Origin of the sequence: Microbacterium sp. SORGH_AS_1204 (assembly GCF_030818935.1) — a bacterium.
Lineage (GTDB): Bacteria > Actinomycetota > Actinomycetes > Actinomycetales > Microbacteriaceae > Microbacterium.
On record NZ_JAUTBD010000001.1, the window covers coordinates 3456554 to 3482371 of the forward strand.

A 25818-nucleotide genomic window follows, 5' to 3' on the forward strand; every position below is an offset into this window, starting at 1 on the left:
CCGAGAGGAGACGTGCGATGACCGATGACGATGACGACATGACCGTCTTCAGCGACAAGCGCCAGAAGCGCGTCAAGATCACCGCGTGGATCGTGATCGCCGCGCTGATCCTCACCGGCGGTGGCGCCACGGTCATCTCGCTGATCCTGCGCTGAGCAGCACCGCCTCCGCGCGAAGGGTCGGGCACCACCGCCACGCGAACGACTCGACGCCGTGGTCGATGTCGTGCGGGAAGAGCCTCAACGCCGTCGGCACCGTCACGCGTTCCCCCGCCGGGGGAAGCGTCGCCGGTCGACGTGCACCCGCGCAGCACGTCGCCCCACGCCGGGGCCTTCCCCGACGGCGCCAGAGCCCGCCCGAGGCGACGACACCGGCACGCCCGCCCTGCTGCGGATTCCGGCCTGACGCCCCCGCCCGAGGCGACGACACCGGCACGCCCGCCCTGCTGCGGATTTCGGCCTGACGCCCAGCACCGTGACGGAGCCCCGACGTAGCATGGGGGCGTGGAACCCCTCCTGGCCCTGTTCGCCGAGTGGTGGTGGATCGGCCCGGCCGCGGCCGGTGCGGGCACCGTCGGCTGGGTCGGCGTGCGCCGTACCCGTCGCCGCGCCCTCCCCGCCGGTTCGAGCACGCCCGGCGTGACGACCACCGGCGACCGCGCCACTCGCGCGTGGGCATCGCGGCCACTGAGCAAGTCCGCAGCGCGTCGCCTCGAACTCGATGCCGCTCAGCTCGACCTGCAGACGGCGCGACTCGCCGTCGCCCGCGGTCGCGCCGACGTCAAGGTCGCCGACGCCGAGGTCGTCCGCGCGCAGGCGGAGCGCGCGGCATCCCGGGTCTCGCCCGACGTCGTCTCCGCCGCGCGCGCGCGACTCGTCGACCGGCAGCGCGACCTTCGTGCCGCGGCGGCCGAGGTGCGCGCGCGGCGAGCGGGGGTCAAAGCCGCGAAGGCGATGCTCCCGGCCATCCGCTCCGGTAACGCGCCGTTGCCGATCGTGCGTCTCCTCGCCGAGCACGACGCGATCCTCGCCCGATGGATGGCGTACGAGACAGACCTCGCCCTCGCCATCGACTACCCGATGATGACCGACCCGCGCTCCCCGCTGCTCGCCGAATTCCTGCGCGCGCACGAGCGTGCCCAGTGGCTGCGCCCGGCCACGCCCCAGACACGCCTCGCACCGGCCGAGTTCCTCGCCTACCGCGACGCCGTGCGCCGCGCCGCGCACGCCTTCGACCACGCCGAGCAGACGGCCCGCCGCGGCGAGCAGCAGCCCCGCATCGAAGAAGGCGACGCGTGGGGCCGGGTGGCATCCGATCTCGCCGAGACCGCCCAACGCGCGCTGTCGCGCTCGATGGAGTCGATGGGCCGGGCGGCAGCCCGCAGCTGGAGCGAACGCAGCGCAAAGCGCACCGCCAAGAGCGAACCGGATGCCGCGCCCTCGACGCCCCGAACCAGCGGCGACGCGCCGAAGAACGGCCCGGTGTGGCCGCCGCCCGCGCGCGATCGGCCGCGACCGCCGGCTTCCTGAGGCATCCGGGCTTACGGCGTAGCATGGCGCCCGTGCACGACTTCTTCGCGTTCGCGGGCGACTACTGGTGGATGGTCTTCCCCCTCTTCGGCATGACCATGGGCGCCATCGGTGCGGCGAGCAAGCGCCGCGAGCTCGCGGAGCGTCGACGTCACCGAGAGCGCATCGAGCTCATTCGTGCGCAAGGCGGTGCCGCGCCCACGGTGCCCGTCACGGCTCCGCCACCCATCGCCGACGACCAGCGACGTGTCATCGCGGCACAGGATGCCGTCACGCACCGCTGGCTCGACTACGAACTCGACGCGTCGAAGCTCATCAGCTTCCCCGCCATGAGCGATGGCCGTCAGCCGCTGACGGCCGCGTTCCTGCGCGCGAAGAAGGTCGCCGACAACCTCCGCCCGCGAGACGGTGAGACCCTCCCACCCGAACGACTGCGGGAGTATCGCGAGGCCGTCACCGACTACGAGGTCGCCTTCGACGTCGCCGAGCGCGACGCGCGTCGCGTGAAAGACGCCGCCTTCTCCCCCGACGAACGCAAGCGCCTCGACACCGCGAAGCAACTGCTGGGCGTCGCCACCGACCAGGCGGCAACGCCGCACGAACGCCAACTCGCGTACCGACGCGTGCGCGAGGAGCTCGACGGGCTCATCTGGCTGAGCGACGAGGCCGTCGACGTGCTCGAGAAGAAGGTCGCGCTCGAGCTCCCACGCGGCACGGCGACGCGCCCGGCATCGACAACGCCCTCCGACGAGGCGACCGGCTCCGTCGCCTGACGCGTCGCCCGCCGACCCAGCCGGGTGCTCGATCCGGAAGGATGCAGGAGATCCGGATGGAATGGCCCGCGGCATCCGGATCCGACGCACGACTCCGGATCTGCTGGTCTAACGCTTCCGACGGATCCGCACCGGCCCCCGGGCGGTGGTCACGTCGACCACCTCGCCCTTCTGTGTGACCTCGACCTCGCCGAGCTCGACCAACGAGTGCGCGGCGTCGCGCGCCGGCTGCATGAGGTCGCGCCAGTCGTCGCCGCCGACCACGCGAGCGGCCTCCGACGGGCAGATCGTCTTGTCGGCGTCGCGCGCCGCGAGCAGGTCGCGAATGGATGCCACGAGCCGGGGGTCCGCACCAGACGACGGGGTCATCTGTCCAGTGTCCCTCCGCACCGAGGCGCCGGGGCCAGAATGACCCGGTGATCACTGAGCGCCACGCCCCCGACCTGCCCGGACGCGCCGTCATCGCGCAGCGGTGGAACCGCGCCGTCTTCGTGCACTGGCGCGTCGACCCGGCCGAGGTCGCCCCGCTGCTGCCCCCGGGAACCCGCCCCGACGTGCACGACGGGTCGGCGTGGGTCGGGCTCGTGCCCTTCGTGCTGAGCGAGTTCCGCTTCCTCCCGTTGCCCCCCGTGCCGCTGCTCGGCACCTTCACCGAGATCAACGTGCGCACCTACGCCGTCGACGACGAAGGACGCCGCGGGGTGGTGTTCCGCACCCTCGAGGCGGAGCATCTCGCTCCCGTGCTGGCCGCCCGCGCCCTGTTCGGCCTCCCCTACCGCTGGGCCCGCGCGGGCGTTCGCACCGAGGGCGCGCGCATCGAGTACCGGTCGCGGCGGCACGGGCGGCGGCATCCGGAAACCCGTGTGCGAGCCACGCTCGGCGCCGACACGGTCGACACGCCCCTCTCGCGCTTCCTCACCGCCCGCTGGGGCTTTCACGAGCGGCACCTCGGTCGCACCATCTGGGCGGCGAACACGCACGAGCCCTGGCCGCTCGTCTCGGCCGAGCTCGACGTGCTCGACGACGACCTCGTCGCCGACTCCGGCTTCCCGCAGCTCGTCGGTCGCACACCCGATTCGGTGCTCGCGATGCCCGCCGGCCACCCCGGCTTCATCACGCGTTTCACGGGTGCGCACGCGATCGCCTGAACCCACGGCGGCCGGCGGCGGCGCACACGACCGGCTGAACCCACGGTGGCCGGCGCACTTGAACCCGAGACGGGGCGGGCGCTCGGAGGACCGCGGAATGACGGTGTGCCCGCACAGTCGCGGTCGGAAGCTACGAGAAGCCGCCCTTCCCGAGCAACGCCCCGCCCGCACGACGACGGCCCCCTCCGGTGCAGAGGAGGCCGTCGCGAAGACACTCAGCGCTGCGTCGAGAACGCGCCGGGGTTCTGCTCCAGCCAGGCGTCGACGGCCTCGGCCTCGCGACCCTCGCCGTATTCGTTGACCACGAGGTCTTCGAGCGAGCCGTACTGCTCGTCGTCGAGCTGGATGCCGGCGATGAGGTCAGCGGCATCCGGATACCGCTCGGCGAAGCCCGACGTCCCGAGGAAGTGAAGCGCCTCGGGGGCGCCCATCAGCCCCTGGGGGTCTTCGAGGTCCTTCACGTCGTAGGCGTCGTTGGCCCAGAACGGACGCCACAGCGTCACCGCGATGTCCTTCTGCGCCGCGATGGCGTTGTCGAGCTCGGTGAGCATCGCCGCGGTCGACGAGGTCACGAGCTCGAACTCGCCGTCGAGACCGTACCCGGGGAGCATCGTCTCCTGCGTCTGCGTGGTGAGACCGGCCCCCGGCTCGATGCCGTAGATGCGGCCGTCGAACCGCGCGGCCTCGCCCTTCAGCTGCTCGATGGAGTCGATGTCGACGTAGCTCGGCACCGCGATGGTCAGCTTGGCGTTGTCGTAGTACGCGCCGAGGTCGTCGATCTGGTCGCCGTAGCGGTCCATGTACGACTTGTGCGTGAGCTCGGGCCAGGCCGAGGGGTAGATGTCGACGTCGCCCTGGGCGAGGCCGGTGTAGAGGGGGCCCGCCTCGGTGAGCGTCTGCATCTCGACGCGGTAGCCGAGCTTGCCGAGCTGGTCCTCGAGCAGGTACGCGGTGCTGAGGCCGTCGGTCCACGAGGGCAGGAATCCGAGCGTGATCGTGCCCTTCTCGCCGCCGTCGCCCGAGCCGCCCTCGGCCATGTTGCCGCTCGCGCAGCCGGCGAGCAGCAGGGCTCCCGCGGCGCCGAGGGCGAGGCCGGAGGTGAGGTGTCGCGTGTTCATCACTGATTTCTCTTCCTTTTCGTATGCGAGTGCCTCCCCCGCGTGAGGGGTCATTTTCTGTCGCCTGGCGCGCGCCTAAGCGACGAAAACTGACCCCTCGCGCGAAGGAGGGGGGATGCCGCGACTCAGCGTCCGGACGACACCGGCGCGCGACGAGGCGAGGCGGGCGTGCGCTGCGGCGTCGCCGCGGCCTCCGTCGGGGCGGGGTCGATGTGCGGCTCCGCGGCGGGTCCAGCCGTGACGGCGGTCGCGACGCGGCGCCGGGCGATCGCGCCCAGCAGCGACCCGCGATTGTCGGCGCGGTTGCCGAGGGCCGCGGTGAGGCGGTCGAGGTAGACGGCGAGCACGACCACGCTGAGGCCGGCCTCGACGCCCTTGGGCAGGTTGACGGTCGAGATCGACTGCACGACCTCCTTGCCCAGGCCGTCGGCGCCGACGATGCCGGCGACGACCGCCATCGACAGCGCGAGCATGATGACCTGGTTCACTCCCGCCATGATCGTGGGCATCGCGAGCGGCAGTTGGATGCCGCGAAGGATCTGCCCGGGCGTCGCCCCGAACGCGTGTCCCGCCTCGACGGTCTCGGAGTCGACCCCGCGGATGCCGAGCTCTGTCAGACGCACGCCCGGGGGCAACGCGAAGATGACCGTCGAGACGACTCCGGGCACCACGCCGATGCTGAAGAACGTGATCGCCGGGATCAGGTAGACGAAGGCGGGCATCGTCTGCATGAAATCGAGCACCGGCTTCAGGATCGCGCGGACGGTGGCGTTGCGCGCCGACCATATGCCGAGCGGCACCGAGATCGCCACGGCCACGACGGTCGCCACGAGCACCAGCGCGAGTGTCTGCATCGCGGTGACCCACTGGCCCATCGCGAGGATGAGCGCGAAGCCGATCACCGTTCCCAGCGCGAGCTTCCACGAGCGCAGCAGCCACGCGAGGGCCGCCGCGACGACGATGACCACGATGATCGGAGCGGCGAGCAGCACGTCGCTGAGCCCGCCGACGAGGAAGCGCACGATCAGGGCGATGACATCGAACACGCCCGAGAGGTTGTCGCGGACCCAGTCCACACCGGCATCCACCCAGGAGCCGACCGGAATGCGGAAGCCCTCCATCAGCGCACCCCCTCGGTCTCGGATGCCACGACCCCCGCGGCAGCGGGCACCCCGTCGAGCACGGCGTCGATCTCAGCGGAGGGCAGGGGCTGCGGCAGCACGGTGAGTTCCTCGGTGGCGGTGGGGCCGGGGCCGAGGGCGGCGAGCAGGGTCACCCGAGGGATGACGCCGCTCAGGCGGCCCTCCGCGTCGAGCACGGCGAGCGGCAGGGGCGACTCGACCGAGGGCACGAAGAGGTTCATGAGCACCTCGTCCTCGCGCACGCTCTGCGGCAGCGGCCGCAGCTTCGACACGAGCGCGTTCTCGCCCGCGCGTACGAGCTTCATGGCATCCCGATCGGTGATGATGCCGAGCGGCTTGCGGTCGCGGTCGGTGACGTAGACGGCCGACATGTAGGCGTCGCGCATCTGTCGCAGGGCCGTGCGGGGGCCCGCCGAGGCGTCGACGCGCGGACGCGGCCGTTCCATGACGTTGCCGGCGGTCAGCACGCGGGCGCGGTCGACGTCCTGCACGAACTGCTCGACGTAATCGTTCGCGGGGTCGGTGAGGATGTCTTCGGGCGTGCCGATCTGCACGATGCGCCCGTCGCGCATGACGGCGATGCGGTCGCCGAGGAACATGGCCTCGTTGAGGTCGTGCGTGATGAAGACGATGGTCTTCTTCAGTGTCCGCTGCAGTTCGACGAGCTGCTCCTGCATCTCACGGCGGATGAGCGGGTCGAGGGCGCTGAACGCCTCGTCCATCAGCAGGATGTCGGTGTCGGCGGCGAGCGCACGGGCGATGCCGACGCGCTGCTGCATCCCGCCCGACAGCGCCGACGGGAGCTTGTCGCCCCAGCCGTCGAGACCGACGAGGGCGAGGATCTCGTGCGCTTTCGCGAGGCGCTCGGCCTTGCCGACCCCGCGCAGTTCGAGCGGGTAGGCGACGTTGGCGGCGACCGTGCGGTGGGGCAGCAGGGCGAAGTGCTGGAACACCATGGCGAGACGCTCGCGTCGGAGCGACCGCAAGCGCGCTGAGCCGACGCCCGTGAGCGCATCGCCCTGCACCTCGACGGTGCCGGCGGTGGCCTCGTGCAGGCCGTTCAGCATGCGGATGATCGTGGACTTGCCGGAGCCCGACAGGCCCATGATGACGAAGATCTCGCCGGGTCGGACGTCGAAACTCGCGTCGATGACGGCGGCGGTCCCGTGCTCGGCGATCTCGTCGCGACGGGCGCCGGAGCGGAGCTTGTCGACGGCGTCGTGCGGGGCACGGCCGAAGACCTTGAAGAGGTTCCGGGCCGAGAGGGCGGGCGCCTCGAGAGCAGGCGGATGGGTCACTGTGTACCTCGGCGGCCTTCGGGTGGCCGCGGCGGTCACGCCCGGGTGGCAGCCGTCGGTGCTCTCCGGGGGTGGAGCACGCGCGCCGGATGTCGGATCCGTCGCCTCGGCCGCCGACCGTACGCTCGCGGCGCCTCCTCCCCCGAGGCGGCACCGGCGACCGCGGACTGGTCGGGTGGGCGGCCCGGAAACGGGCCTCGACCAAGGTTTCACGCAATGGATACGCTGGCAAATCGCCGATCGCCTTGCGATTCAGGATGCCGTGTGTCACGCGCGGGCGCGTGCCCTGGGTTGTCGGCGGGTTCCCGACGGGGCCCGGCGCCGGTCGGTCCGGGCGTGTCGAGACGGCGCGAACGGGTCCCAGCGCGCGGCGATGGACGGGTGCGTCCCGGCCCGCGGCGGCGGCGCGGGCGCCTCCCCGGCCCGCGGCGACGGCGCGGACGCGCCGTGGCCCGCGACGGCCGTGCGAACGCGTCCCCGGCCCACGGCGGCGGCGCGGAAGCGCCGTGGCCCACGGCGGCCGTGCGGACGCGCCCCGGCCCGCGGCGACGGACGGGGGCGTCGCGGTCTCAGTCGCTGACCGACTCCGCGGCCGCCGAGCGGTGGTGGCGGATCACCTCGGCCACGACGAAGTTGAACCACTTCTCGGCGAAGGCGGGATCGAGGTCGGCGTCTTCAGCCAACCGCATGAGCCGGGCGATCTGCTGCTCCTCACGAGCGGGGTCGGATGCCGGCATCCCGTGCTTCGCCTTGAGCACGCCCACCTGCTTGGTGCAGCGGAAGCGCTCGGCCAGAAGGAAGATGAGCGCGGCGTCGATGTTGTCGATGCTGCCGCGAAGCCCCTGCAGGATCGTCGAGGGGTCGGCGTCGGTCATGTGTCCTCCCAGATCGCTCCGACCCTACCGCGTGGGGCGGCGGTCCGAATGCCGCGACCCGGGAGTCCTACAGTGTCAACATGAGCCGATCGACGCGTCCCGACCCCACCGCCGCGGGAGCCGAGGCCGGCGCCCCGACCTCGCGCGACAGGCCCGTGTGGACGGGGATCTCTCGTCCGTACGCGGCGGGGTTCTTCCTCACGCTCGGCGGCCTCACGGCCGTGCTCCTGGCCTTCGCCCTGTCGAACCTGTCGACGGTGCTCATCTACATCGCGATCGCGTTGTTCGTCGCCCTCGCCCTCGACCCGCTCGTGCGGTTCCTGGTGCGCCGCGGCCTGTCGCGCGCGTGGTCGATCGTCATCGTCTTCGGCGGTCTCGCGCTGATCCTCGCCGGGTCGCTCTGGTTGCTCATACCGCCCGTCGTGCGGCAGGTGGAGCAGTTCGTCGGCGACATCCCCGCGTTCGTGAACGACCTCATCGACAGCGACGCCGTGCGGTGGGTCGAGGCGAACTTCGGCGACAGTCTCGGCGACGTGCTCAAAGAGGTGCAGAACTTCGCCACGAACCCGTCCAACATCGCGGCCATCGGCGGTGGCCTCCTGCAGGTGGGCATCAGCATCGGGACTTTCGTCTCGGGCGCCATCATCGTGCTCGTGTTGAGCCTGTACTTCCTGGCATCCCTCCCGCGGATGAAGAACAGTCTCGTACGCCTCACCCCGGCTCGCAGTCGCGCGACCGTCGCCGACATGACGGGGCAGATCACCGACTCCGTCGGCGGCTACCTCGCCGGAATGGTCGTGCTCGCCCTGTTCAACGCGGTGTTCGCCTTCATCGTTCTCACGATCGTGCAGCAGCCGTTCGCGGCGCTGCTGGCCGCGATGGCCTTCGGTATTACGCTGATCCCTCTCGTCGGGTCGGTGCTGTTCTGGGCGACCGCGACCGTCTTCACGCTCATCGTCAGCCCCACCGCGGGATTGATCTTCGCCATCGCCTACCTCGTTTACATGCAGCTGGAGGCATATCTGCTGACACCGCGTGTGATGAACCGCACGATCTCCATTCCCGGCGCGCTCGTCGTGATCGGCGCGCTCGTCGGCGGCACCCTGCTCGGTCTTCTCGGCGCGCTCGTCGCGATTCCCGTCACGGCATCCGTTCTGCTGATCATCAAGCAGATCGTGATCCCGCGACAGGATGCCAAGAAGTAGGCGACCGCCTTCCGCGGCGCTGAGGCGCGGGGGCGCGGGGCGCTGGGGCTTGGGGGCGCGGTGCGCCGGGGCCGGCCGCCGGGGCGCTGTGGCACGGCACCGCCCCCGATGGCATCTCGGCACCGTGCCGCCGTTCGGAACTCCAACCGTGCACGGGCACCACCGCCCCGGGCACCACCGCACGGCCGCACCCCACCCGTGCACAACGGCAGAGACCCCACACGACACACCGCCACGACGGCATCCGCACCGGCGTGTCCCCCACAACCCCCGCAGCCGTGCACGGGCACCACCGCCGCAGGCAACCACCGCACGGCCGCACCCCACCCGTGCACAACGGCAGAGACCCCGCACGACACACCGCCACGACGGCATCCGCACCGGCGTGTCCCCCACAACCCCCGCAGCCGTGCACGGGCACCGGCGTGTCCCCCACAACCCCCGCAGCCGTGCACGGGCACCACCGCCCCGGGCACCACCGCACGGCCGCACCCCACCCGTGCACAACGGCAGAGACCCCGCACGACACACCGCCACGACGGCGACCGCACCGGCGTGTCCCCCACAACCCCCGCAGCCGTGCACAGGCACCACCGCAGCAGGCACCACCGCACGGCCGCAGCGCCGGATTCGCCTCGAATCCGAACGGTTCAGCGCATCGGCAGCAGCCGCGTCGGCGACGGCGACGCGGTGCGGTGACGCACTCGCCCCGGCACCCCGGTGCGCGCGTCGAGGGGCAGCGACACGATCTCGTGCGCCAGCTGCCCGGCGACGAGCAGCGTGTCGTCGACGACGACGTGGTGGCGCGGCCAGTGCGTGCCCGTTTCGGCCAACGCGAGCAGCTGCAGCGTCTCGCCCGCCCCGCGCACCGACAGCACGCCGACGGTGTCGCTACCGCGCACGCCGGCGTACAGCGTGGAGCCGTCGCGGCTCGCGCAGAGTTCGGCGGCGGTGTCGGTGTCGAGGGTGCCCAGGAGCGGTTGCCCGGAGCGCACGTGCCAGCGTCCCTCGCGATCGGGGGCGAGCACGAAGACCTCGCGGCTCAGCTCGGTCACGACGTAGAGGTGGCCAGACGGATGCCAGATTCCGTGTCGTGGGCCGCTGCCCTTCGGCAGCACGACATCCTGGACCGCCCGCAGGCCGTCGCCCGTCGCGCGCCAGATGCGGACGAGGTCGAGACCCATGTCGGTGGTGGCGACGAGCCCGCCCGGGAGGAAGATGCCCTGGTGCGCGCGCGAGACGCGGTCACCGGCCGCGGCCTCCTCCGACTCGGCATCGGTCTCGGGCAGCTCGTCGTAAACGGGGATGAGGTGCGCGTACTCCTCACCCGCCGCCTCGCGCAGCGCGCGGGCCGCGGCGGCGAGGTCGGGGACGACCGCGCCCGACACCCGCGCCCCGGTCGACACGGTCCCCTCGGTGGGTGCGGCGCCGTAGGGGTCGACGGCGTCGGCGGCGACCACCGGACGAGACGGGCGGCCCGTGGCATCCAGGTCCATCCGCACGACGCGGCCGTCGCCCCAGCAGCTGGCGATGAGGAACGACGCGTCAGGCGAGACGGCGATGTGGCACACGGCCGCGCCCGCCTCGACGGGACGACCCATCGGGGTCAGGCGTGTCTCGGACGCGCGACGGTAGGCCTGCACGGTGCCGTCGAACTCGAGCGCGGCATAGAGCACGTCGAGTGTCGGGTGCGCGGCGATCCACGACGGCGAGCCGGGCGCGGCGACGGCCGTGGCGACCATCCCGAGGGGGCCACCGCCGCTCGGCGCATCGGCTTCACTGGCCTGCAGGATGCCGATCCCCTCCGCCGACCCGTTGTCGGGGGCGTAGGCGCCGACCCAGAACCGCATCAGTCGATGAGGTCGTGCCGCACGATCACCTGGTCGCGCGCGGGTCCGACGCCGATGACCGAGATGCGTGTGCCGCTCATCTTCTCGAGCGCGAGCACGTAATCTTGCGCGGTCTGCGGCAAGTCTTCGAAGGTGCGCGCCGTCGAGATGTCTTCGCTCCAGCCCGGGTAGTTCTCGTAGATCGGCTTCGCGTGGTGGAAGTCGGTCTGATTGACCGGGAGGTCGTCGAACCGCTCGCCGTCGACGTCGTACGCGACGCACACGGGGATCTGCTCGAGGCCGCCGAGGATGTCGAGCTTGGTGAGCACGAGGTCGGTGATGCCGTTGATGCGCGTCGCGTATCGCGTGATGGGGGCGTCGTACCAGCCGACCCGGCGGGGGCGACCGGTCGTTGTGCCGAACTCGAACCCACGTGAGCGCAGCCAGTCGCCGCTCTCGTCGAACAGCTCGGTCGGGAAGGGGCCGGAGCCGACGCGCGTCGTGTAGGCCTTGACGATGCCGACGATGCGGTCGAGCCGGTTCGGGCCCACGCCCGAGCCCGTCGACGCGCCACCGGCCGTCGCCGACGACGAGGTCACGAAGGGGTACGTGCCGTGGTCGACGTCGAGCATGGTGGCCTGACCGCCCTCGAACACCACGACGTCGCCCGCCTCGAGCGCGTCGTTCAGCAGTAGCGAGGTGTCGGCCACCATGGGGCGAACGCGCTCCGCGTAGGCGAGCAGGTCGTCGACGATCTCGTCTGCGGTGATCGAACGACGATTGAAGATCTTGACCAGCAGGTGGTTCTTCTGGTCGAGGGCGCCCTCGACCTTCTGCCGCAGGATGTTCTCGTCGAAGAGGTCTTGCACGCGGATGCCGACGCGGTTGATCTTGTCGGCGTAGGCGGGACCGATGCCCCGGCCCGTCGTGCCGATCATGCGCTTGCCGAGGAAACGCTCGGTGACCTTGTCGAGCGTGCGGTGATATTGCGTGATGATGTGCGCGTTGGCGCTGATCTTGAGGCGGCTCGTGTCGAGACCACGCGCGTTGAGGGCCTCGAGCTCGTTGAAGAGCACTTCGAGGTCGACGACGACGCCGTTGCCGATCACGGGCGTCACGCCCGGAGACAGGATGCCGCTGGGCAGCAGGTGAAGTGCATACTTCTCGTTGCCGATGACGACGGTGTGGCCGGCGTTGTTGCCGCCGTTGAACTTCACCACCCAGTCGGTGCGCTCACCGAGCAGGTCGGTGGCCTTGCCCTTGCCCTCGTCGCCCCACTGGACGCCGACGATCACGATTCCGGGCATGTGCGCTCCTCGCGTCTGATTCCGGCGGTACACCCCATCCTATCGAGGACGTCCGACACCGCCCCGAACCGCGAACGGCCGCGGGCCGGCAGCGCTGGCGCGGGGGCGCGGGACGGGGCCGCCCCGCTCCGCAACACCGGCGCGCGATCGGGTGGGGGGGCGCCGGAGGGCTGGCCGCGGGGATGCCGCACTCGCAGCAGCCCTCGCGGTGACCGGCGGAGGAGACGTGTCGAGCGGAGTAGATGTGTCGAGCGGAGGAGACGTGAGCGCTCCCACGCCCTCCCGGCCCCGCATCCCCTCCCCTCACCACCGCCCCGCGTCGGCGTGGCCGCCCTCCCGCGCGCCCCACCACCCCACCCCGGCGCGAACACCACCCCGCGCGCCCCACGGCCCCGCGCCAGCGCGGACACCACCATGCGGGTGCGAACGCCGCCGGGCCGACACGGCGCCGCCCCAGCCGCCGGGCCGACACGGCGCAGACCCCCGACACCGGGCCACCGCTAGCCTGGACCGATGCTGCGATCACGCGAGTGGGCCACCGGGTGGAGCCTCGCCCAAGTCGCCGTCGCCGCGCTGATCGCCGCCGCTGTGCTCGCACAACTCGTCTCGACGGTGTCGGGGGCGGTCGACCGAGAGCGCGACCTGACGACGGTGATCGCCAATTTCTTCAGCTACTTCACCATCCTTTCGAACGCGTCCGCCGCCGTCGTGCTCGTCATGGCGGGCGCGCGTTTCTTCGCGCGACGACGTGCCCTCGAAACCGACCCGCTCGCGCTCGCCACCGCACTGGCGTGGATCTCGACGTACATGATCGTCACGGGGGTGGTCTACAACCTGCTCTTGCGCGCCGTGGCGCTGCAGCCCGAGACGGTCGGCTGGTCGAACGAGGTCATGCACGTGTGGGGGCCGCTGTTCCTGCTGCTCGACGTGCTCGTCGGGCCGAATCGTCGGCGTCTGCCGTGGGTCGCCGCGTTCGGGGCGGCGATCTTCCCCATCGTGTGGATCGTCTACACGCTGCTGCGCGCCCCGCTGATCACCAACCCGACCACGGGCGCCCCGTTCTGGTACCCCTACCCGTTCCTCGATCCGGCGTCGCACGGGTGGGGCTCGGTCATCGGCTACATCGTGGTGATCGCGTCGGGCATCGTCGCGCTCGCTTTCGGCGTCGTCGCTCTCGGCCGGGCGCGCGGCACGCGGCACGCGGCGCGCGGCACGCGGCGACGCTGAGGTCCGCTCTGGCCTCGAGGCACCGCGCCGGGCATACTGAGTCGCCCCGCCCGTGCAGAGAAAGCGGTTCCGGATGCCACTGTGCTCGACGCGCTGGAAGAACCGCCTGTTCGCGGGTGCTCTCATCGCCGCCCTGCTCTCTTTCCTCGCGGGCACGCCCGCCGTCGCACGCGAGGTCGGCACCGCGGTGACGGCCCCGAGCCCGAACCCCCTGGCATCCGGACCCGCCCTGCCCACCTACTCCGCCGCGGCGGAGGCGCAGAAAGCCGCCGCGGCAGCCGGGCGCACGAGCGTGGCGAAGCAGATCGGGGTCATCGCGAGCCAGCCGACCGCCGTCTGGCTCGGCGAGTGGTACGACGACGCGACCCTCGTCCGGGTGCTGCAGGCGGAGTCGGGAGCCGCGATCCAGCAGAAGAAGACCGCGGTCTTCGTCCTCTACGCGATTCCGGCCCGCGACTGCGACTTCTACTCCTCCGGGGGCTTCGACGCTGCCGGGTACCAGCGGTGGACCCGCCTGGTCGCGCAGACGCTGCGGGGAACGCCCTCCGTCGCCATCGTCGAACCCGACGCGCTGTCCATGCTCGGACAGTGCGACGGGCAGGGAGACCGCCTCGGTCTCATCGCCGACGCGGTGCGCGTCCTGGCCGACGCGGGAGTCCCCTCGTACATCGATGCCGGCAACTCCAACTGGATCCCCGCCGAGACGATGGCGGAGCGACTGCGTGCCGCGGGAGTGGCGAGCGCCCGCGGCTTCTCCACCAACGTCTCGAACTTCAAGCTCACCGCCGACGAGCAGCGTTACGCCGAGAGCCTGCGGACGCTGCTCGGAGGCACCGCCCGCTACGTGATCGACACCTCGCGCAACGGACGCGGCTGGACGGGCGACTGGTGCAACCCTTCCGGCGTGGGTCTCGGCAGCACGCCGCGGGCCGTCTCGGGCAGCGGGGGGCTGGACGCCCTGCTGTGGATCAAGCGCCCGGGCGAGAGCGATGGGGAGTGCAACGGCGGTCCCGCGGCGGGCGTCTGGTTCGAGAAGGCGGCGCTGGAGCTCGTCGCGCTCCGCACCAGGTAGACGCCGTACCCTGGAGCGCGTGCGCACTCGACTGATGTCCGCGGCCCTCGCCGCATCCGCCCTGCTCCTGCTCGCCGGATGCGCGTCGACCGAGCCGGCTCCGGCGACGAGCCCTTCGAGCGAGAGCACGCCGAGCGCCGGCGCGGTGTCGGGCGAGTGCGCCTACCCCGCCTCGGGGCAGCCCGCGGTCGACGTCACGCCGCCGGCGGCGGGGACCGAGCAGCCCACCGGTGAGGTGCAAGCGGTGCTGCAGACCTCGGCCGGCGACATCCCGCTGACCCTCGACGGCGAGCGCACCCCGTGCACGGTGGAGAGCTTCGTCTCGCTCGCCCAGCAGCAGTACTTCTCGAACACCGAATGCCACCGCCTGACCACCTCGGGCATCTTCGTGCTGCAGTGCGGCGACCCGACGGGCACCGGCCGTGGTGGACCGGGCTACCGGTTCGCCGACGAGCTCGACGGGAGCGAGACGTATCCCGCGGGCACGGTGGCGATGGCCAACGCCGGACCGGGCACCAACGGCTCGCAGTTCTTCCTGGTGTACGAAGACACGCAGCTCGACCCGGACTACACCGTCTTCGGCACGATGTCGCCCGAGGGACTCGCCGTCGTGCAGTCGATCGCCGCGGGAGGCGTCGCCGGCGGCGCGCGCGACGGCGCCCCGGCGAACCCCGTGACGATCACCGGCGTCACCGTCGGCTGACCCTCCTCCCCAGGGGGCGAAAGGGAACGGACTGCCCCGCCGAGTCGGGGTGCGTGGTCGTGCCGCCATAGAATCGAGGCATGTCCAAGGTCCTTCAGTCCCTTCCCGTCGGCGAGCGCGTCGGCATCGCCTTCTCGGGTGGTCTCGACACCTCGGTGGCTGTCGCGTGGATGCGCGACAAGGGCGCCATCCCCTGCACGTACACCGGCGACCTGGGGCAGTACGACGAAGACGACATCGCGTCGATCCCGGGCCGTGCCACGCAGTACGGCGCCGAGGTCTCGCGCCTGGTCGACTGCAAGACCGCCCTCGTCGAAGAGGGCTTCGTCGCCCTCGCCTGCGGCGCGTTCCACATCCGCTCGGGCGGACGCACGTACTTCAACACCACGCCGCTGGGCCGCGCCGTCACCGGCACGCTGCTCGTGCGCGCGATGAAAGAAGACGGCGTCGACATCTGGGGCGACGGCTCGACCTACAAGGGCAACGACATCGAGCGGTTCTACCGCTACGGCCTGCTCGCGAACCCCGCCCTGCGCATCTACAAGCCGTGGCTCGACGCCGACTTCGTCACCGAGCTCGGTGGCCGCAAAGAGATGAGCGAGTGGCTCGTCGCCCACGACTTCCCCTACCGTGACAGCGCCGAGAAGGCGTACTCGACGGATGCCAACATCTGGGGCGCCACGCACGAGGCCAAGACGCTCGAGCACCTCGACGTCTCGCTCGAGATCGTGGAGCCCATCATGGGCGTGCGCTTCTGGGACCCGGCGGTCGAGATCGAGACCGAAGACGTCACGGTCGAGTTCGAGGCCGGTCGCCCGGTCGCGATCAACGGCACGCGCTTCGACGACCCGGTCGCGCTCGTCCGCGAGGCCAACACCATCGGCGGTCGTCACGGCCTCGGCATGAGCGATCAGATCGAGAACCGCATCATCGAGGCCAAGTCGCGCGGCATCTACGAGGCGCCCGGTATGGCGCTGCTGTTCCTCACGTACGAGCGTCTGGTCAACAGCATCCTCAACGAAGACACCCTCGCGACGTACCACGAGCAGGGTCGCCGCCTCGGGCGCCTCATGTACGAGGGCCGTTGGCTCGAGCCGCAGTCGCTCATGCTGCGCGAGTCGATCCAGAAGTGGGTCGGGTCGACGATCACCGGCTCGGTCACCGTGCGCCTGCGCCGCGGTGAGGACTACACGATCCTCGACACCGTGGCATCCGGAATGTCGTACTCGCCCGAGAAGCTCTCGATGGAGCGCGTCGGCGACGCCGCCTTCGGCCCGGTCGACCGCATCGGCCAGCTCACCATGCGAAACCTCGACATCGCCGACTCGCGCGCCCGTCTCGAGCAGTACGCAAGCCTCGGCCTCATCGGCGGCCCGACCGGCGAGCTGGTCGGAGACGTCGCCGCGGGCGGTGCGCATGAGATCACCGAGCCGGCCGCCCCGCTCGACGCCGCCGGCGAGCGTCTCGCCGAGGCGACGGATGCCGCGGGTGAGGCCGCCGCGTTCGACACCGGCACCGACTGACGCACACGTTCGACGAGAGCCCGCGGCGCGCAGCGTCGCGGGCTCTCGTGCGCTCGGTGTCGAAACTCCCCGCTGACTTCGGCCATATGTGCGCGAGGAGTCCGCCCCGACGTACTTTTCGCGCACGTCAGCGAGGAGAGGGTCGCGAGCGACCCGCCGCGACTCGCTCGGGGCCCGGACCCGCCGCGACGTCCTCGGCGCCCGGACCCGCCGCGACGTCCTCGGGGCCCGGGATCGGTGACTTCGGCCATATGCACGCCCCGAGCGCATCTTGGCGTTCATCTCGCCGAAGTCAGCGAGGGGGCGGCGGCCGAAGGTGAGGCGCGGCGACGGCGCGCGCGGGTCGTGCACCAAGTTGCACACACATGTGCAAGTTCGGCGTACACTGGTCCCCCGTGAGCACCTCCACCCGCCGCGACGCCGTCGAGAACCGCGCCGGCATCCTGACCGCGGCCACCGCCGCCATCGGCCACGACCCGCGGGCGTCGATCGACACGATCGCCCGCCGCGCCGGCCTCTCGCGCCGTGCCCTGTACGGCCACTTCGACGACCGCAACGCCATCGTCCGCGAGGTCATCGCCGCCGGCGCCGAGCGTTTCAACGCCATCGCCGCGGGCATCGACGACGCCGATTCGCGCGTCGCGCTGGCCCGCCTGGCATCCGAACTCTGGCGTGAAGCCGCGCACGTGCAGGCCGCCGCGGCCCTCGCGCTCGACGACGCCCATCTCGCCGAGACCTCGGCCGCCCTCGCGCCGCTGCGCCGCCGCATCGACCAGATCGTACGCCGCGGGCAGGAAGCGGGAGAGCTGCGCACCGACCTCCCCGCCCCCACGCTGTCGCGTCTGCTCGAAGAGACCGGCCGCACGGTCGTCGCGCGCGTCGACGCCGAGAGCGCGACCGCACGCGCGATCGCCGTCTGCGCGGTGCTCGGCATCGCGGGGCTCTCGTGGACCGAGGCGCGCGCGCTGCTCGCCGAACACCCTGATCTGGAGGCGTCGTGAAGATCGTCGTCAACGCCGTCGCCAAGGGCCGCAGCGCCCTGCCCGAAACGTCGACGGCGTTCGAGACCGGACGCGCGAGCCTCGTCGTCGCGGAGACCGAGCAGCGTCCCACGGTGCTGGGCCTCGTGGCATCCGGCCGCATGAAGACCGATCGCGGCACCGTCACCGTCGACGGACGGGTGGATGCCAGGACCCTGCGCCGCCGCATCGCCCTCGTCGACGCGCCCGTCGTGTCGGAACCCGAACCGAACGTCTCGGTCACCGGCGTCGTCGCCGAGGAGCTGATGTTCGCCGGTCACGCGCCCACCCCGTTCGCCGCCGCCCGGTGGCTGGAGGGCGTCGGACTCGACGCGATCGCCGGCCTGCCCATCGGCAACATCGAGCCGTCGGCGCGCATCCGGCTGCTGCTCGAGCTCGCGGCTCTGCGCGCCGACGTCGAGGGGCTCGTACTCGTCGCCCCCGACCGCCACGGCGGCGAACCGCTCGACTGGTGGCGGATCGCCGAGGAGTTCGCCGAGCGCGGTTACGCCGTGCTGGTGATCGCCGGACACGCCTCACGCACCGCCATCGACGCCCGGGAGGTCGCGCGGTGAAGATCCCGCAGATGATCACGGCGGAGCTGCGCCGCCTCACGTCCACGCGCATGTCGGTGATCGCCCTGATCGCCCTGCTCGCCGTGCCGATCCTGTACGGCGGCCTCTACCTCTGGGCCAACCAAGACCCCTACGGCAACCTCTCCAGCGTCCCCGTGGCGCTCGTCGTCGACGATCGGGGCGCCGAAGTCAACGGGCAGCAGCGCAACCTCGGCGACGAGGCGGCCGAGCAATTGCTCGACAGCGACACGTTCGAATGGCACCGCGTCTCGTCCGACCAGGCCGACGCGGGCCTGCAGGCGGGCGACTTCGACTTCATCGTGACCCTGCCCGCCGACTTCACGGATGCCGTGGCCTCGCTGTCGAGCGACAGCCCGCGCCAGGCCGACATCGAGCTGCGCACGAACGACGCGAACAACTACCTCGCCTCGACGATCGGCACGCAAGCGGTGGCGCGGATCCAGGCATCCGTCGCACAGAAGGTCATCGACGAAGCGGGGCTCACCCTGCTCGACGCCCTGCACACGATCCGCCTGAAACTCGTGGATGCCGCTTCCGGGGCGACCCAGCTGGTCGACGGATTGGCGACGGCGAAGGACGGCTCCGCACAGCTCGCCGGCGGCTCGGCGACCCTCGCCGACGGCGCGTCGCAGCTGGCCGACGGCACCGCGCAGCTCTCGGCCGGTGCGGACCAGCTGCGCGACGGCACCGCGCAGCTGCGCGACGGCTCCGCGCAGGTCGCCGCGGGTGCCCAACAGGTCGCCGGCGGCGTGGACCGCATCGACGCCGCGGCCGAGCGCGTCGGATCCGCGGCCGGCGATGCCGCCTCCCTGCTGCCCCAGGCGCGCGCCGACATCGCGCAGGCCCTGACCGACGCCGGCCTCGACCAGGCGCGCGTCGACGAGGTCCTCGCCCGGCTCGACCCGGTGGGCGACCGCCTCGCCTCCGCGAACCAGCGCGTGCAGGAAACCGTCACCCAGATCGATCAGCTCGACGCGGGTGCCCGGCAGGTCGCCGCGGGCAGCGCGAGCGTCGCGACCGGCGCGGCGAGCGCGGCCGACGGAGCCTCGGCCCTCGCCGACGGCGCGGGCACCGCGGCATCCGGCGCCGCGCAGCTGCGCGACGGCTCCGCGCAGCTGCGCGACGGCGCCGCACAGCTCGACGGCGGCATCGGCCAGCTCTCGACGGGGGCGACGCAGCTGCGCGACGGGCTCGCCGCGGGTGTCGAGCAGATCCCCGACTCCGACGATGCGACCCGGCAGGCCCAGGCCCAGGCGATCTCCGACCCGGTCACGGTCGGCACGAGCGCGGTGACGAAGGCGCAGAACTACGGCGCCGGTCTCGCCCCGTTCTTCGCCGCCCTGGCGGGCTGGATCGGCATCTACGCGCTGTTCCTCATCGTCAAGCCCGTCTCGAAGCGCGCGATCACGGCGCTGCGGTCTCCCGTGCGCGTGACGCTCGCGGGCTGGCTGACCCCGGCGGGACTCGGCGCCCTGCAGATGGTGGGCCTGTTCACGGTGCTCGCGATCGCTCTGCAGTTCTCTTTCGCGAATCCGGCGGCGGCTCTCGGCATCCTGGTCTTCGCCTCGGCGACGTACGCGGCGATCGTGCTCGCGCTGAACGTCTGGCTCGGCTCCGTGGGGCAGTTCCTGGGGCTCGTCCTGATGGTGCTGCAGCTCGTCACCGCGGGCGGCACCTTCCCGTGGCAGACGCTTCCCGCGCCGCTGGCGGCGCTTCATCACGTGCTCCCGATGGGATACGTGGTGGACGCCATGCGACAGGTCATGTACGGCGGCGACGTCTCGCGCGTCGGGCCGGACCTGCTGGTGCTGGGCGCGTGGATGGTCGGCGGCGTGCTGGTGGCGGCGATCGGCGTGACGCGGATGACGCATCACCGCACGCTGAAGGACCTGCAGCCGAGCCTGATCGGCTGACGCGGTCCCGGCGGCTCCGGCACGTTGCGGCGTGTCCGGCAGTCTCACCCGGGTCCCGAGCCTGTCGAAGGGACCGCGCCCCGCAACCGCGCTCCCGGCCCCTCGGCTCAGGCCGCGGCCCGCGGCCGCGCCGGGCGGGCGACCACTTGGCCGAGAACACGCGCGAACTCCGAACCCACCTTTTCGGGGCTGAGCCGCCGGGCTTCCTCGCGGGCACGTCCGGCCACCTCGCTCCGCAGGGCGTCGTCGGTGAGAAGCTCCGTCAGGGCGGCCGCGACCCCCTCGACGTCGTCCCGCGGGATGAGGACTCCCCCCGTACCCACGTACTCCCGGGGGCCGTACCGCACGTCGAACGCGACGACGGGCAGGCCGCTCGTCAACGCCTCGCCGATGGCGAGGTTCTGCCCTTCGAACGCGCTCGTGGAGAGGAAGACCGCGGAGGTGCGCATGGCATCCCGGACGTGGTCGGAGAATCCGTGAAGGTGGACGCTCTCGGTCAGACCGCGCTCCTCGACGAGGGTATGCAGCACGTCGCGCAGCGGGCCGTCGCCGTAGACGTGCAGCTGCGCGTCGGGTACGCCCTCGAGCACCCGCGGCCACGCCGAGATCGCGGCGTCCACGCGCTTCTGCGCGACGAGCCGGTTCACCATCAGCACCTCCCGCGCTCCTCGCCTCAGACGACCGAGGTCGGGATCGGCAGTCGGCGTCGGCGGGACCGGCGCGGGCAGGATCGGCGTGGGCAGGGCGGTGAAACCCTCGTGCCCGCCGAAGCGCGCGGCCACGTCGCTCATCTGCGATGCGGTGGGCCAGATCACGGCATCGAAGCGGTCGAGCAGCGCGAGCCATCTGCGCCACCCGTCATCGCGCACGGCCGACCCGGGCTCGTACGGCGGCGCGAGATGCGAGTTGTGGACGGTGTGGACGATGCGCAGGTTCGGATCCGCCCAGTCGGCGATCACCTCGCCGAGCTGCTTCGACTCGCAGATGAAAACGACGCATCGCTGCTCGTCGCCGGCGCGCGAACGCAATTGCGCCACCACACGGGTCAGCCACGCCCGCCACAGCTCGCTGAATCCGGCAACCGTTCGAGGACCCTGCTCTCCCGGCACGACGACGGGCGCTGTCGTCAGATACCAACCGGGGTCGCCGCTGATCACGGGAAGCGAGACGACCTCGCGTCCCTCGGCGTCTCGGATCACTCGGTACGCGGCGTCAGGGTCGGGCCGGCCCTCCCGCGCCTGCTCGTAGAGCCACGACGAGTCGTCGCGGAGCTCCGCGAAGAGGTTGCGCGTGTCGTACCCCGCGCGCGCATCGTCCCGTGACACCTCGGCGTGGCCGTCGTCAGCGGCGACGTCGAACGTCAGCAGCAGGGGACGCGCGACTCCGATCGAACGGAGAAGGCGGAGACGGGCGGCGACCGCCACGGCGTACCCGCCGTCACGGTCGGGGGCCAGACGGCTGGTGAGCACGACGAAGTCAGCGTCGGGGGGCACAGACATGGGGGGTCCTCTGGGGGGCACAGGTGGCCGCACACTAGGCGCGTCTCGGCGCGCTGCCCAGGGCATTGCTCACGGGCGGCTTTCGTGCTGGGGGCGCCTCGACTAGACGGCGTTCGGGGCGGGGGGAGAACTGGCCGCCCCGCCGTTCCCACCGGCAGGGCGTTCCTGTCGAACGGGGAACGGCCGTCTCCTCGGGTGAGAGCCGGCCGTCCGTTCGGTGAGGCGGTCAGGCGCCGGGGGCTGCGCCGCCGGGGCCGCCGCCCATGCCGTAGGCGGCTTGCTGGGTGACGCTGTTGGCGTAGTCGCTGGTGGGGTCGCGGTAGATGGTGTGCACGTGTCCCCAGCCGGAGGTGGTGACGCCGTCGACGTCGGCGCCGGCGGAGCCCTGCTGGGCTTGGAAGGCGATGTAGACGTTGGGTCCGGAGATGGAGAAGTTGATGCCGTTGCCGGTGGTCATGTCGTAGACCGTTTCGCCCGACCAGGCGATGACGGTCGTGTCGAGGGTGGCTTCGATCTTCGCGAGGGCGTCGGCGGTGGTCTGCGCGTCTGCCATGCCGGCCCAGTTGGCGATGAGGTTCAGCAGCAGCTGCTTCTGCTCGTCGGTGAGGTCGGCGCCGGTCAGACCCGACCCTGTGGGGTAGTCGCAGGTGTCGCCGGGGGCGCACATGGTGACATCGCCCGAGGTGAGGGTGGCCTGCTGCTCGGCGGTGAGGCTGTCGAAGAACGCGAAGGCGTCACTGTAGATGTACTGGAACGACTGGATCTCGGTGCCGGAGTCGTCGGTGAAGTCGGCCGGCTGCATACCGAGGTGGGTGGGGGCGAAGGTGATGGCATCCGTGGAGCCGTCGAGGGTGGCGTTGATGCCGAGGTGGTGCCCGCCGAACTGCACCTCGAACGCGGTGGTGTCGGAGGGGTCGCCGAAGAAGGCGATGTAGTACTGCCCCAGCACGTCGGCGTCGGTGGAGCTGGAGTACTCCGACAGATACGAGTCGCCGGCCATGATGTTGCTGACGGTCTCGTACGCCTCGTCGCTGAGCAGCGACTCGAGCACCTTCAGCGCGGCGGTCTTCTGCTCCTCGGTGAGGTCGGCGAGGTTCAGGCCCGCACGCTCGACGAACGTGATCGGGAAGTTCGACCACGAGGTGGTCTTCGTCTCGTCGTCATAGGCGTACAGCACCGCGTCGCGCTGCTCATCGCTGAGGGTCGCGAGAAACGCCTCGGCCGCGGCGGTGGTGTCGGCGATCGTCTCCGCCGTCGTGGTGGCCGACGTGCCGTCGCTATCGGTGGTCGTCGTCGTGGTGGCGGCGGACGCCGAGGCGGAGACCGAGGTCGTCGGGGTCGCGGTGCTCGTGGCCTCGACCGTCGTCGCGCATCCCGTGAGAACGATCGACATCAGGGCCACGCCTGCGGCCAGCGTGGTGAGGGGGCGAGCGCGACGGACGGAGGAATCAGCGGCGGGGCGGCGAAAGCGTGAGAGGTAGTTCGTGTGCATGTCCATGATGGTGGCGGCGTCGCCCAAACGCGCCCCTCATCGAACCTTGGGCGTTCCTATGAGCGCAGGAGACGCTTTCATCCATCGAGTGTCGGCGGCCGTGCGGCCCGGTGGCTTCGACAGTCTCAGCCACCTCCGCACGAGACCGTCTGAGGTTTGCAGGCCCCTGAGCTTGTCGAAGGGACGGGGAGCCGCACGACGCGTGGAGCCGCTCGAAGGTCCCCCAGCCTCTTGAAAGTCCCCCAGCCCACCAGAGGTCCCTGAGCCCGTCGAAGGGACCGGGAGCATCCGGGTCCGACGACTTCAGCCGCTCACCCGAGGCCGCGGCCTCCCCCGTCACGCCGGCAGTCGCACCTCGAACACCGTCCGCCCCGGCTCGCTCTCGACCGCGATCGTGCCGTGGTGCGCCTCGGTGATCGCCTGCGCGATCGAGAGTCCGAGGCCGGTGCTCCCGGCATCCCGGTTGCGCGCGTCGTCGGCGCGGACGAAGCGGTCGAAGAGCCGGTCGGCGACACCCGGGTCGATGCCGGGGCCGGTGTCGGCCACGCGCAGCACCGCCTCGCTCCCCTCGCGCGCGAGCGACAGCGTCACCGTCGTCCCTGCCGGGGTGTGCGTCTGCGCGTTTCGCAGCAGGTTCGCCACGACCTGCCGCAGCCGGTTCTCGTCACCGGTCACCGAGATGAGGTCGTCGGTGACATCGAGGCGCCACTCGTGCGTCGCATCCGCCGCCTGCGCGTCGCTCACGGCGTCGACGGCGAGCAGCGTCAGCTCGACCTCGTCGCGGCGCAGCGGCTGACCGGCATCCAACCGTGCCAGCAGCAGCAGGTCGTCGACGAGGGATGCCATGCGCTGCGCCTCCGACTCGATCCGGTCGAACGAGCGGGCCTGGGTGGGCGTCATCGGCGCATCTTCGCCGAGGGAGAGCTGCGCGTAGCCGCGGATGCTCGCCAGCGGCGTCCGCAGCTCGTGACTGGCATCCGCGATGAAGCGCCGCAGTTGCTCCTCGCTCTGGTGCCGCGCGGCGAGGGAGGACTGCACGTGTCCGAGCAGGTCGTTCAGCGACGAGCCCACCCGGCCCACCTCGGTCGCGGGGTCGGTGTCGGCGGGTCCGACCCGGTCGGGGATGTCCACGCTGCCCGCGCTGAGCGAGAGGGTCGCCACGCGCTGCGCGACCCCCGCCACCCGGTCGAGCGGGCGCAGGCTGCGTCGCACGAAGAGCGACAGGCCCAGCACCGCGATCAGCAACGTCACGGCCGACACGGCGACGAGGATGACCGTCAACGCCGAGGTGGTGGCGGTGACGTCGGACTGCGAGCCGCCGACGACGACGGTGGTCCCGTCGTCGACGGCCGCAGCCACGCGGAAGGCGCCGAGATCGCCGCCGAGATCGACCGTGGTGGGCGTACGGTCGGTGGATACCGCGCGCAGAGTCGCGATCTGCTCGTCGCTGAGCGCGACCGGGGTTCCGTCGGCCCGCGTGTAGCCCGCGCGCTCGACGGTGCCGTCGCCGCCGATCACCGCTTGCAGGGTCCCGATGCGTTGCGCCGGTCGGTCGTCATCCGCCCCCGCCGGGCGCGAGCCCCCGGCGGGTGGCGCGAAGCCGTCGCGATCGACCGCGAACGACAATCCCTCGCTCACCTGCTGGTCGAGACGGTCGAGGGTGAAGGACCGCAGCGCCACGATCGTCGCCAGACTCATCGCGACGAAGGCCAGGGCGACCAGCACACTCGTGCCGACGACCAGCGTGCGCCGCAGCGTCCAGCGGGCGCGCGTCATGACGCCTTGATCGTGTAGCCGACCCCGCGCACCGTGTGGATCAGGGGCTCGCCGAGCGTGTCGATCTTCTTGCGAAGGTACGAGATGTAGATCTCGACGACGCTGCCGTTGCCACCGAAGTCGTAGCTCCACACCTGATCGAGGATCTGCGCCTTGCTCAGCACGCGGCGGGGGTTCTGCATCAGGTAGCGCAGCAGCTCGAACTCCTTGGCGGTCAGTTTGATCGGGATGCCGCCGCGCTCGACCTCGTACGACTCCTCGTCGAGCGACAAGTCGCCGACACGCAGCCGCGGATCGGCGTCAGCGACCGCTGCGACGTGTCGGCGGGCCATGCCGCGCAATCGCACGATGACCTCCTCGAGATTGAAAGGCTTGGTGACGTAGTCGTCGGCCCCCGCGGAGATGCCCGCGATGCGATCCTCCACGGCATCCTTCGCCGTCAGGAACAGCACCGGCGCGTCGTTGCCGGCCGCACGGATGCGGGTCAACAGCTCCATCCCGTCGAGCCCGGGCATCATGATGTCGAGCACGAGCAGGTCGGGTGCGAACTCGCGGATGACGTTCAGCGCCTCCTGACCGTTCGCGGCGGTCCGGGCCTCCCATCCTTCGTTCTGCAGTGCCATGCGCAGCAGGTCGCTGAGGTTCGCCTCGTCGTCGACGACGACCGCGCGGATCGGTGAGCCGTCGGGGCGGGTGAGCGGGGCGGGGCGGGAGGTCACGAGAGCCAGCATGCACGCTCCCCGCCGCCCGCGTCACGCGACATACGTGCTTCAT

23 protein-coding genes are annotated in these 25818 nt (G+C 71.5%); 12 read left to right on the forward strand and 11 right to left on the reverse strand.

Annotated elements, in window-relative coordinates; all coding sequences use genetic code 11:
• Positions 1-17: 17 nt before the first annotated feature.
• The 3 genes from QE410_RS15915 (at position 18) to QE410_RS15925 (ending at position 2302) form a co-directional block, all read left to right on the forward strand.
• Positions 18-155 carry a hypothetical protein gene (locus tag QE410_RS15915; RefSeq protein ID WP_307333792.1) on the forward strand — a complete coding sequence of 46 codons (138 nt, stop codon included), beginning with the start codon at positions 18-20 and terminating at the stop codon, positions 153-155.
• A 348-nt stretch (positions 156-503) separates the two neighbouring features.
• Positions 504-1529 (forward strand): hypothetical protein, encoded by a 1026-nt coding sequence (locus tag QE410_RS15920; protein WP_307333794.1) that lies wholly within the window; start codon positions 504-506, stop codon positions 1527-1529.
• Positions 1530-1552: 23 nt separating this feature from the next.
• On the forward strand, positions 1553-2302 hold the full coding sequence (locus QE410_RS15925) for a hypothetical protein (protein ID WP_307333796.1): 750 nt from the start codon (positions 1553-1555) through the stop codon (positions 2300-2302).
• Between the two features lie 108 nt (positions 2303-2410).
• Here the strand turns inward: QE410_RS15925 and QE410_RS15930 are convergent, their stop codons facing one another.
• On the reverse strand, positions 2411-2671 hold the full coding sequence (locus QE410_RS15930) for a DUF3253 domain-containing protein (protein ID WP_307333798.1): 261 nt from the start codon (positions 2669-2671) through the stop codon (positions 2411-2413).
• A gap of 47 nt (positions 2672-2718) precedes the next feature.
• On the opposite strand from QE410_RS15930, the gene QE410_RS15935 reads away from it, so the two are divergent.
• The gene (locus QE410_RS15935) at positions 2719-3450 is read left to right on the forward strand and encodes a YqjF family protein (protein ID WP_307333799.1); all 732 of its coding nucleotides are present in this window, start codon (positions 2719-2721) and stop codon (positions 3448-3450) included.
• 215 nt (positions 3451-3665) lie between these two features.
• On the opposite strand, the gene QE410_RS15940 is transcribed toward QE410_RS15935, so the two are convergent.
• The 4 genes from QE410_RS15940 to QE410_RS15955 all read right to left on the reverse strand — a co-directional run bounded on the left by QE410_RS15940 (position 3666) and on the right by QE410_RS15955 (position 7883).
• Complete coding sequence (locus tag QE410_RS15940) at positions 3666-4568, reverse strand: glycine betaine ABC transporter substrate-binding protein (RefSeq protein WP_307333802.1); 903 nt, start codon at positions 4566-4568, stop codon at positions 3666-3668.
• A 125-nt stretch (positions 4569-4693) separates the two neighbouring features.
• Positions 4694-5689, reverse strand: a complete 996-nt coding sequence (locus tag QE410_RS15945) for a proline/glycine betaine ABC transporter permease (protein ID WP_307333804.1) — start codon at positions 5687-5689, stop codon at positions 4694-4696.
• Positions 5689-7008 carry a glycine betaine/L-proline ABC transporter ATP-binding protein gene (locus tag QE410_RS15950; protein ID WP_307333806.1) on the reverse strand — a complete coding sequence of 440 codons (1320 nt, stop codon included), beginning with the start codon at positions 7006-7008 and terminating at the stop codon, positions 5689-5691. Before QE410_RS15950 ends, QE410_RS15945 begins: the two co-directional genes overlap by 1 nt.
• Positions 7009-7577: 569 nt before the next feature.
• Positions 7578-7883 carry a chorismate mutase gene (locus QE410_RS15955; protein WP_307333808.1) on the reverse strand — a complete coding sequence of 102 codons (306 nt, stop codon included), beginning with the start codon at positions 7881-7883 and terminating at the stop codon, positions 7578-7580.
• Positions 7884-7963: 80 nt separating this feature from the next.
• On the opposite strand from QE410_RS15955, the gene QE410_RS15960 reads away from it, so the two are divergent.
• The gene (locus QE410_RS15960; RefSeq protein ID WP_307333811.1) at positions 7964-9088 is read left to right on the forward strand and encodes an AI-2E family transporter; all 1125 of its coding nucleotides are present in this window, start codon (positions 7964-7966) and stop codon (positions 9086-9088) included.
• A 650-nt stretch (positions 9089-9738) separates the two neighbouring features.
• Here QE410_RS15960 and QE410_RS15965 read toward each other — a convergent pair.
• Both QE410_RS15965 and QE410_RS15970 read right to left on the reverse strand, forming a co-directional pair.
• The gene (locus tag QE410_RS15965; RefSeq protein ID WP_307333813.1) at positions 9739-10938 is read right to left on the reverse strand and encodes a beta-propeller fold lactonase family protein; all 1200 of its coding nucleotides are present in this window, start codon (positions 10936-10938) and stop codon (positions 9739-9741) included.
• A complete protein-coding gene (locus tag QE410_RS15970) occupies positions 10938-12224 on the reverse strand; it encodes an adenylosuccinate synthase (RefSeq protein ID WP_307333814.1) in 1287 nt (428 codons plus the stop codon). Before QE410_RS15970 ends, QE410_RS15965 begins: the two co-directional genes overlap by 1 nt.
• 513 nt (positions 12225-12737) lie before the next feature.
• Between QE410_RS15970 and QE410_RS15975 the strand changes: the two genes are divergently transcribed.
• The 7 genes from QE410_RS15975 to QE410_RS16005 all read left to right on the forward strand — a co-directional run bounded on the left by QE410_RS15975 (position 12738) and on the right by QE410_RS16005 (position 20277).
• Positions 12738-13451, forward strand: coding sequence for a Pr6Pr family membrane protein (locus QE410_RS15975; protein ID WP_307333815.1), 714 nt, complete (start codon positions 12738-12740; stop codon positions 13449-13451).
• Positions 13452-13524: 73 nt separating this feature from the next.
• On the forward strand, positions 13525-14523 hold the full coding sequence (locus tag QE410_RS15980; RefSeq protein ID WP_307333817.1) for a glycoside hydrolase family 6 protein: 999 nt from the start codon (positions 13525-13527) through the stop codon (positions 14521-14523).
• Positions 14524-14542: 19 nt separating this feature from the next.
• On the forward strand, positions 14543-15226 hold the full coding sequence (locus QE410_RS15985) for a peptidylprolyl isomerase (protein ID WP_307333819.1): 684 nt from the start codon (positions 14543-14545) through the stop codon (positions 15224-15226).
• Positions 15227-15306: 80 nt separating this feature from the next.
• Positions 15307-16749: an argininosuccinate synthase gene (argG, locus tag QE410_RS15990; protein WP_307333821.1), complete on the forward strand. Its 1443-nt coding sequence runs from the start codon at positions 15307-15309 to the stop codon at positions 16747-16749.
• A gap of 395 nt (positions 16750-17144) precedes the next feature.
• On the forward strand, positions 17145-17750 hold the full coding sequence (locus QE410_RS15995; protein ID WP_307333823.1) for a TetR/AcrR family transcriptional regulator: 606 nt from the start codon (positions 17145-17147) through the stop codon (positions 17748-17750).
• Positions 17747-18343 carry a hypothetical protein gene (locus QE410_RS16000; RefSeq protein ID WP_307333825.1) on the forward strand — a complete coding sequence of 199 codons (597 nt, stop codon included), beginning with the start codon at positions 17747-17749 and terminating at the stop codon, positions 18341-18343. The genes QE410_RS15995 and QE410_RS16000 overlap by 4 nt, the downstream gene beginning before the upstream one ends.
• Complete coding sequence (locus tag QE410_RS16005) at positions 18340-20277, forward strand: YhgE/Pip domain-containing protein (RefSeq protein WP_307333827.1); 1938 nt, start codon at positions 18340-18342, stop codon at positions 20275-20277. The genes QE410_RS16000 and QE410_RS16005 overlap by 4 nt, the downstream gene beginning before the upstream one ends.
• Before the next feature lie 107 nt (positions 20278-20384).
• Here QE410_RS16005 and QE410_RS16010 read toward each other — a convergent pair whose 3' ends face one another.
• The 4 genes from QE410_RS16010 to QE410_RS16025 form a co-directional block, all read right to left on the reverse strand.
• The gene (locus QE410_RS16010) at positions 20385-21776 is read right to left on the reverse strand and encodes a glycosyltransferase (protein ID WP_307333828.1); all 1392 of its coding nucleotides are present in this window, start codon (positions 21774-21776) and stop codon (positions 20385-20387) included.
• Between the two features lie 226 nt (positions 21777-22002).
• Positions 22003-23268, reverse strand: coding sequence for a DUF3500 domain-containing protein (locus QE410_RS16015; protein ID WP_307333830.1), 1266 nt, complete (start codon positions 23266-23268; stop codon positions 22003-22005).
• Positions 23269-23604: 336 nt separating this feature from the next.
• Positions 23605-25044 (reverse strand): cell wall metabolism sensor histidine kinase WalK, encoded by a 1440-nt coding sequence (locus tag QE410_RS16020; protein ID WP_307333832.1) that lies wholly within the window; start codon positions 25042-25044, stop codon positions 23605-23607.
• Complete coding sequence (locus tag QE410_RS16025) at positions 25041-25775, reverse strand: response regulator transcription factor (protein WP_307333833.1); 735 nt, start codon at positions 25773-25775, stop codon at positions 25041-25043. The genes QE410_RS16020 and QE410_RS16025 overlap by 4 nt, the downstream gene beginning before the upstream one ends.
• Positions 25776-25818: the final 43 nt, after the last annotated feature.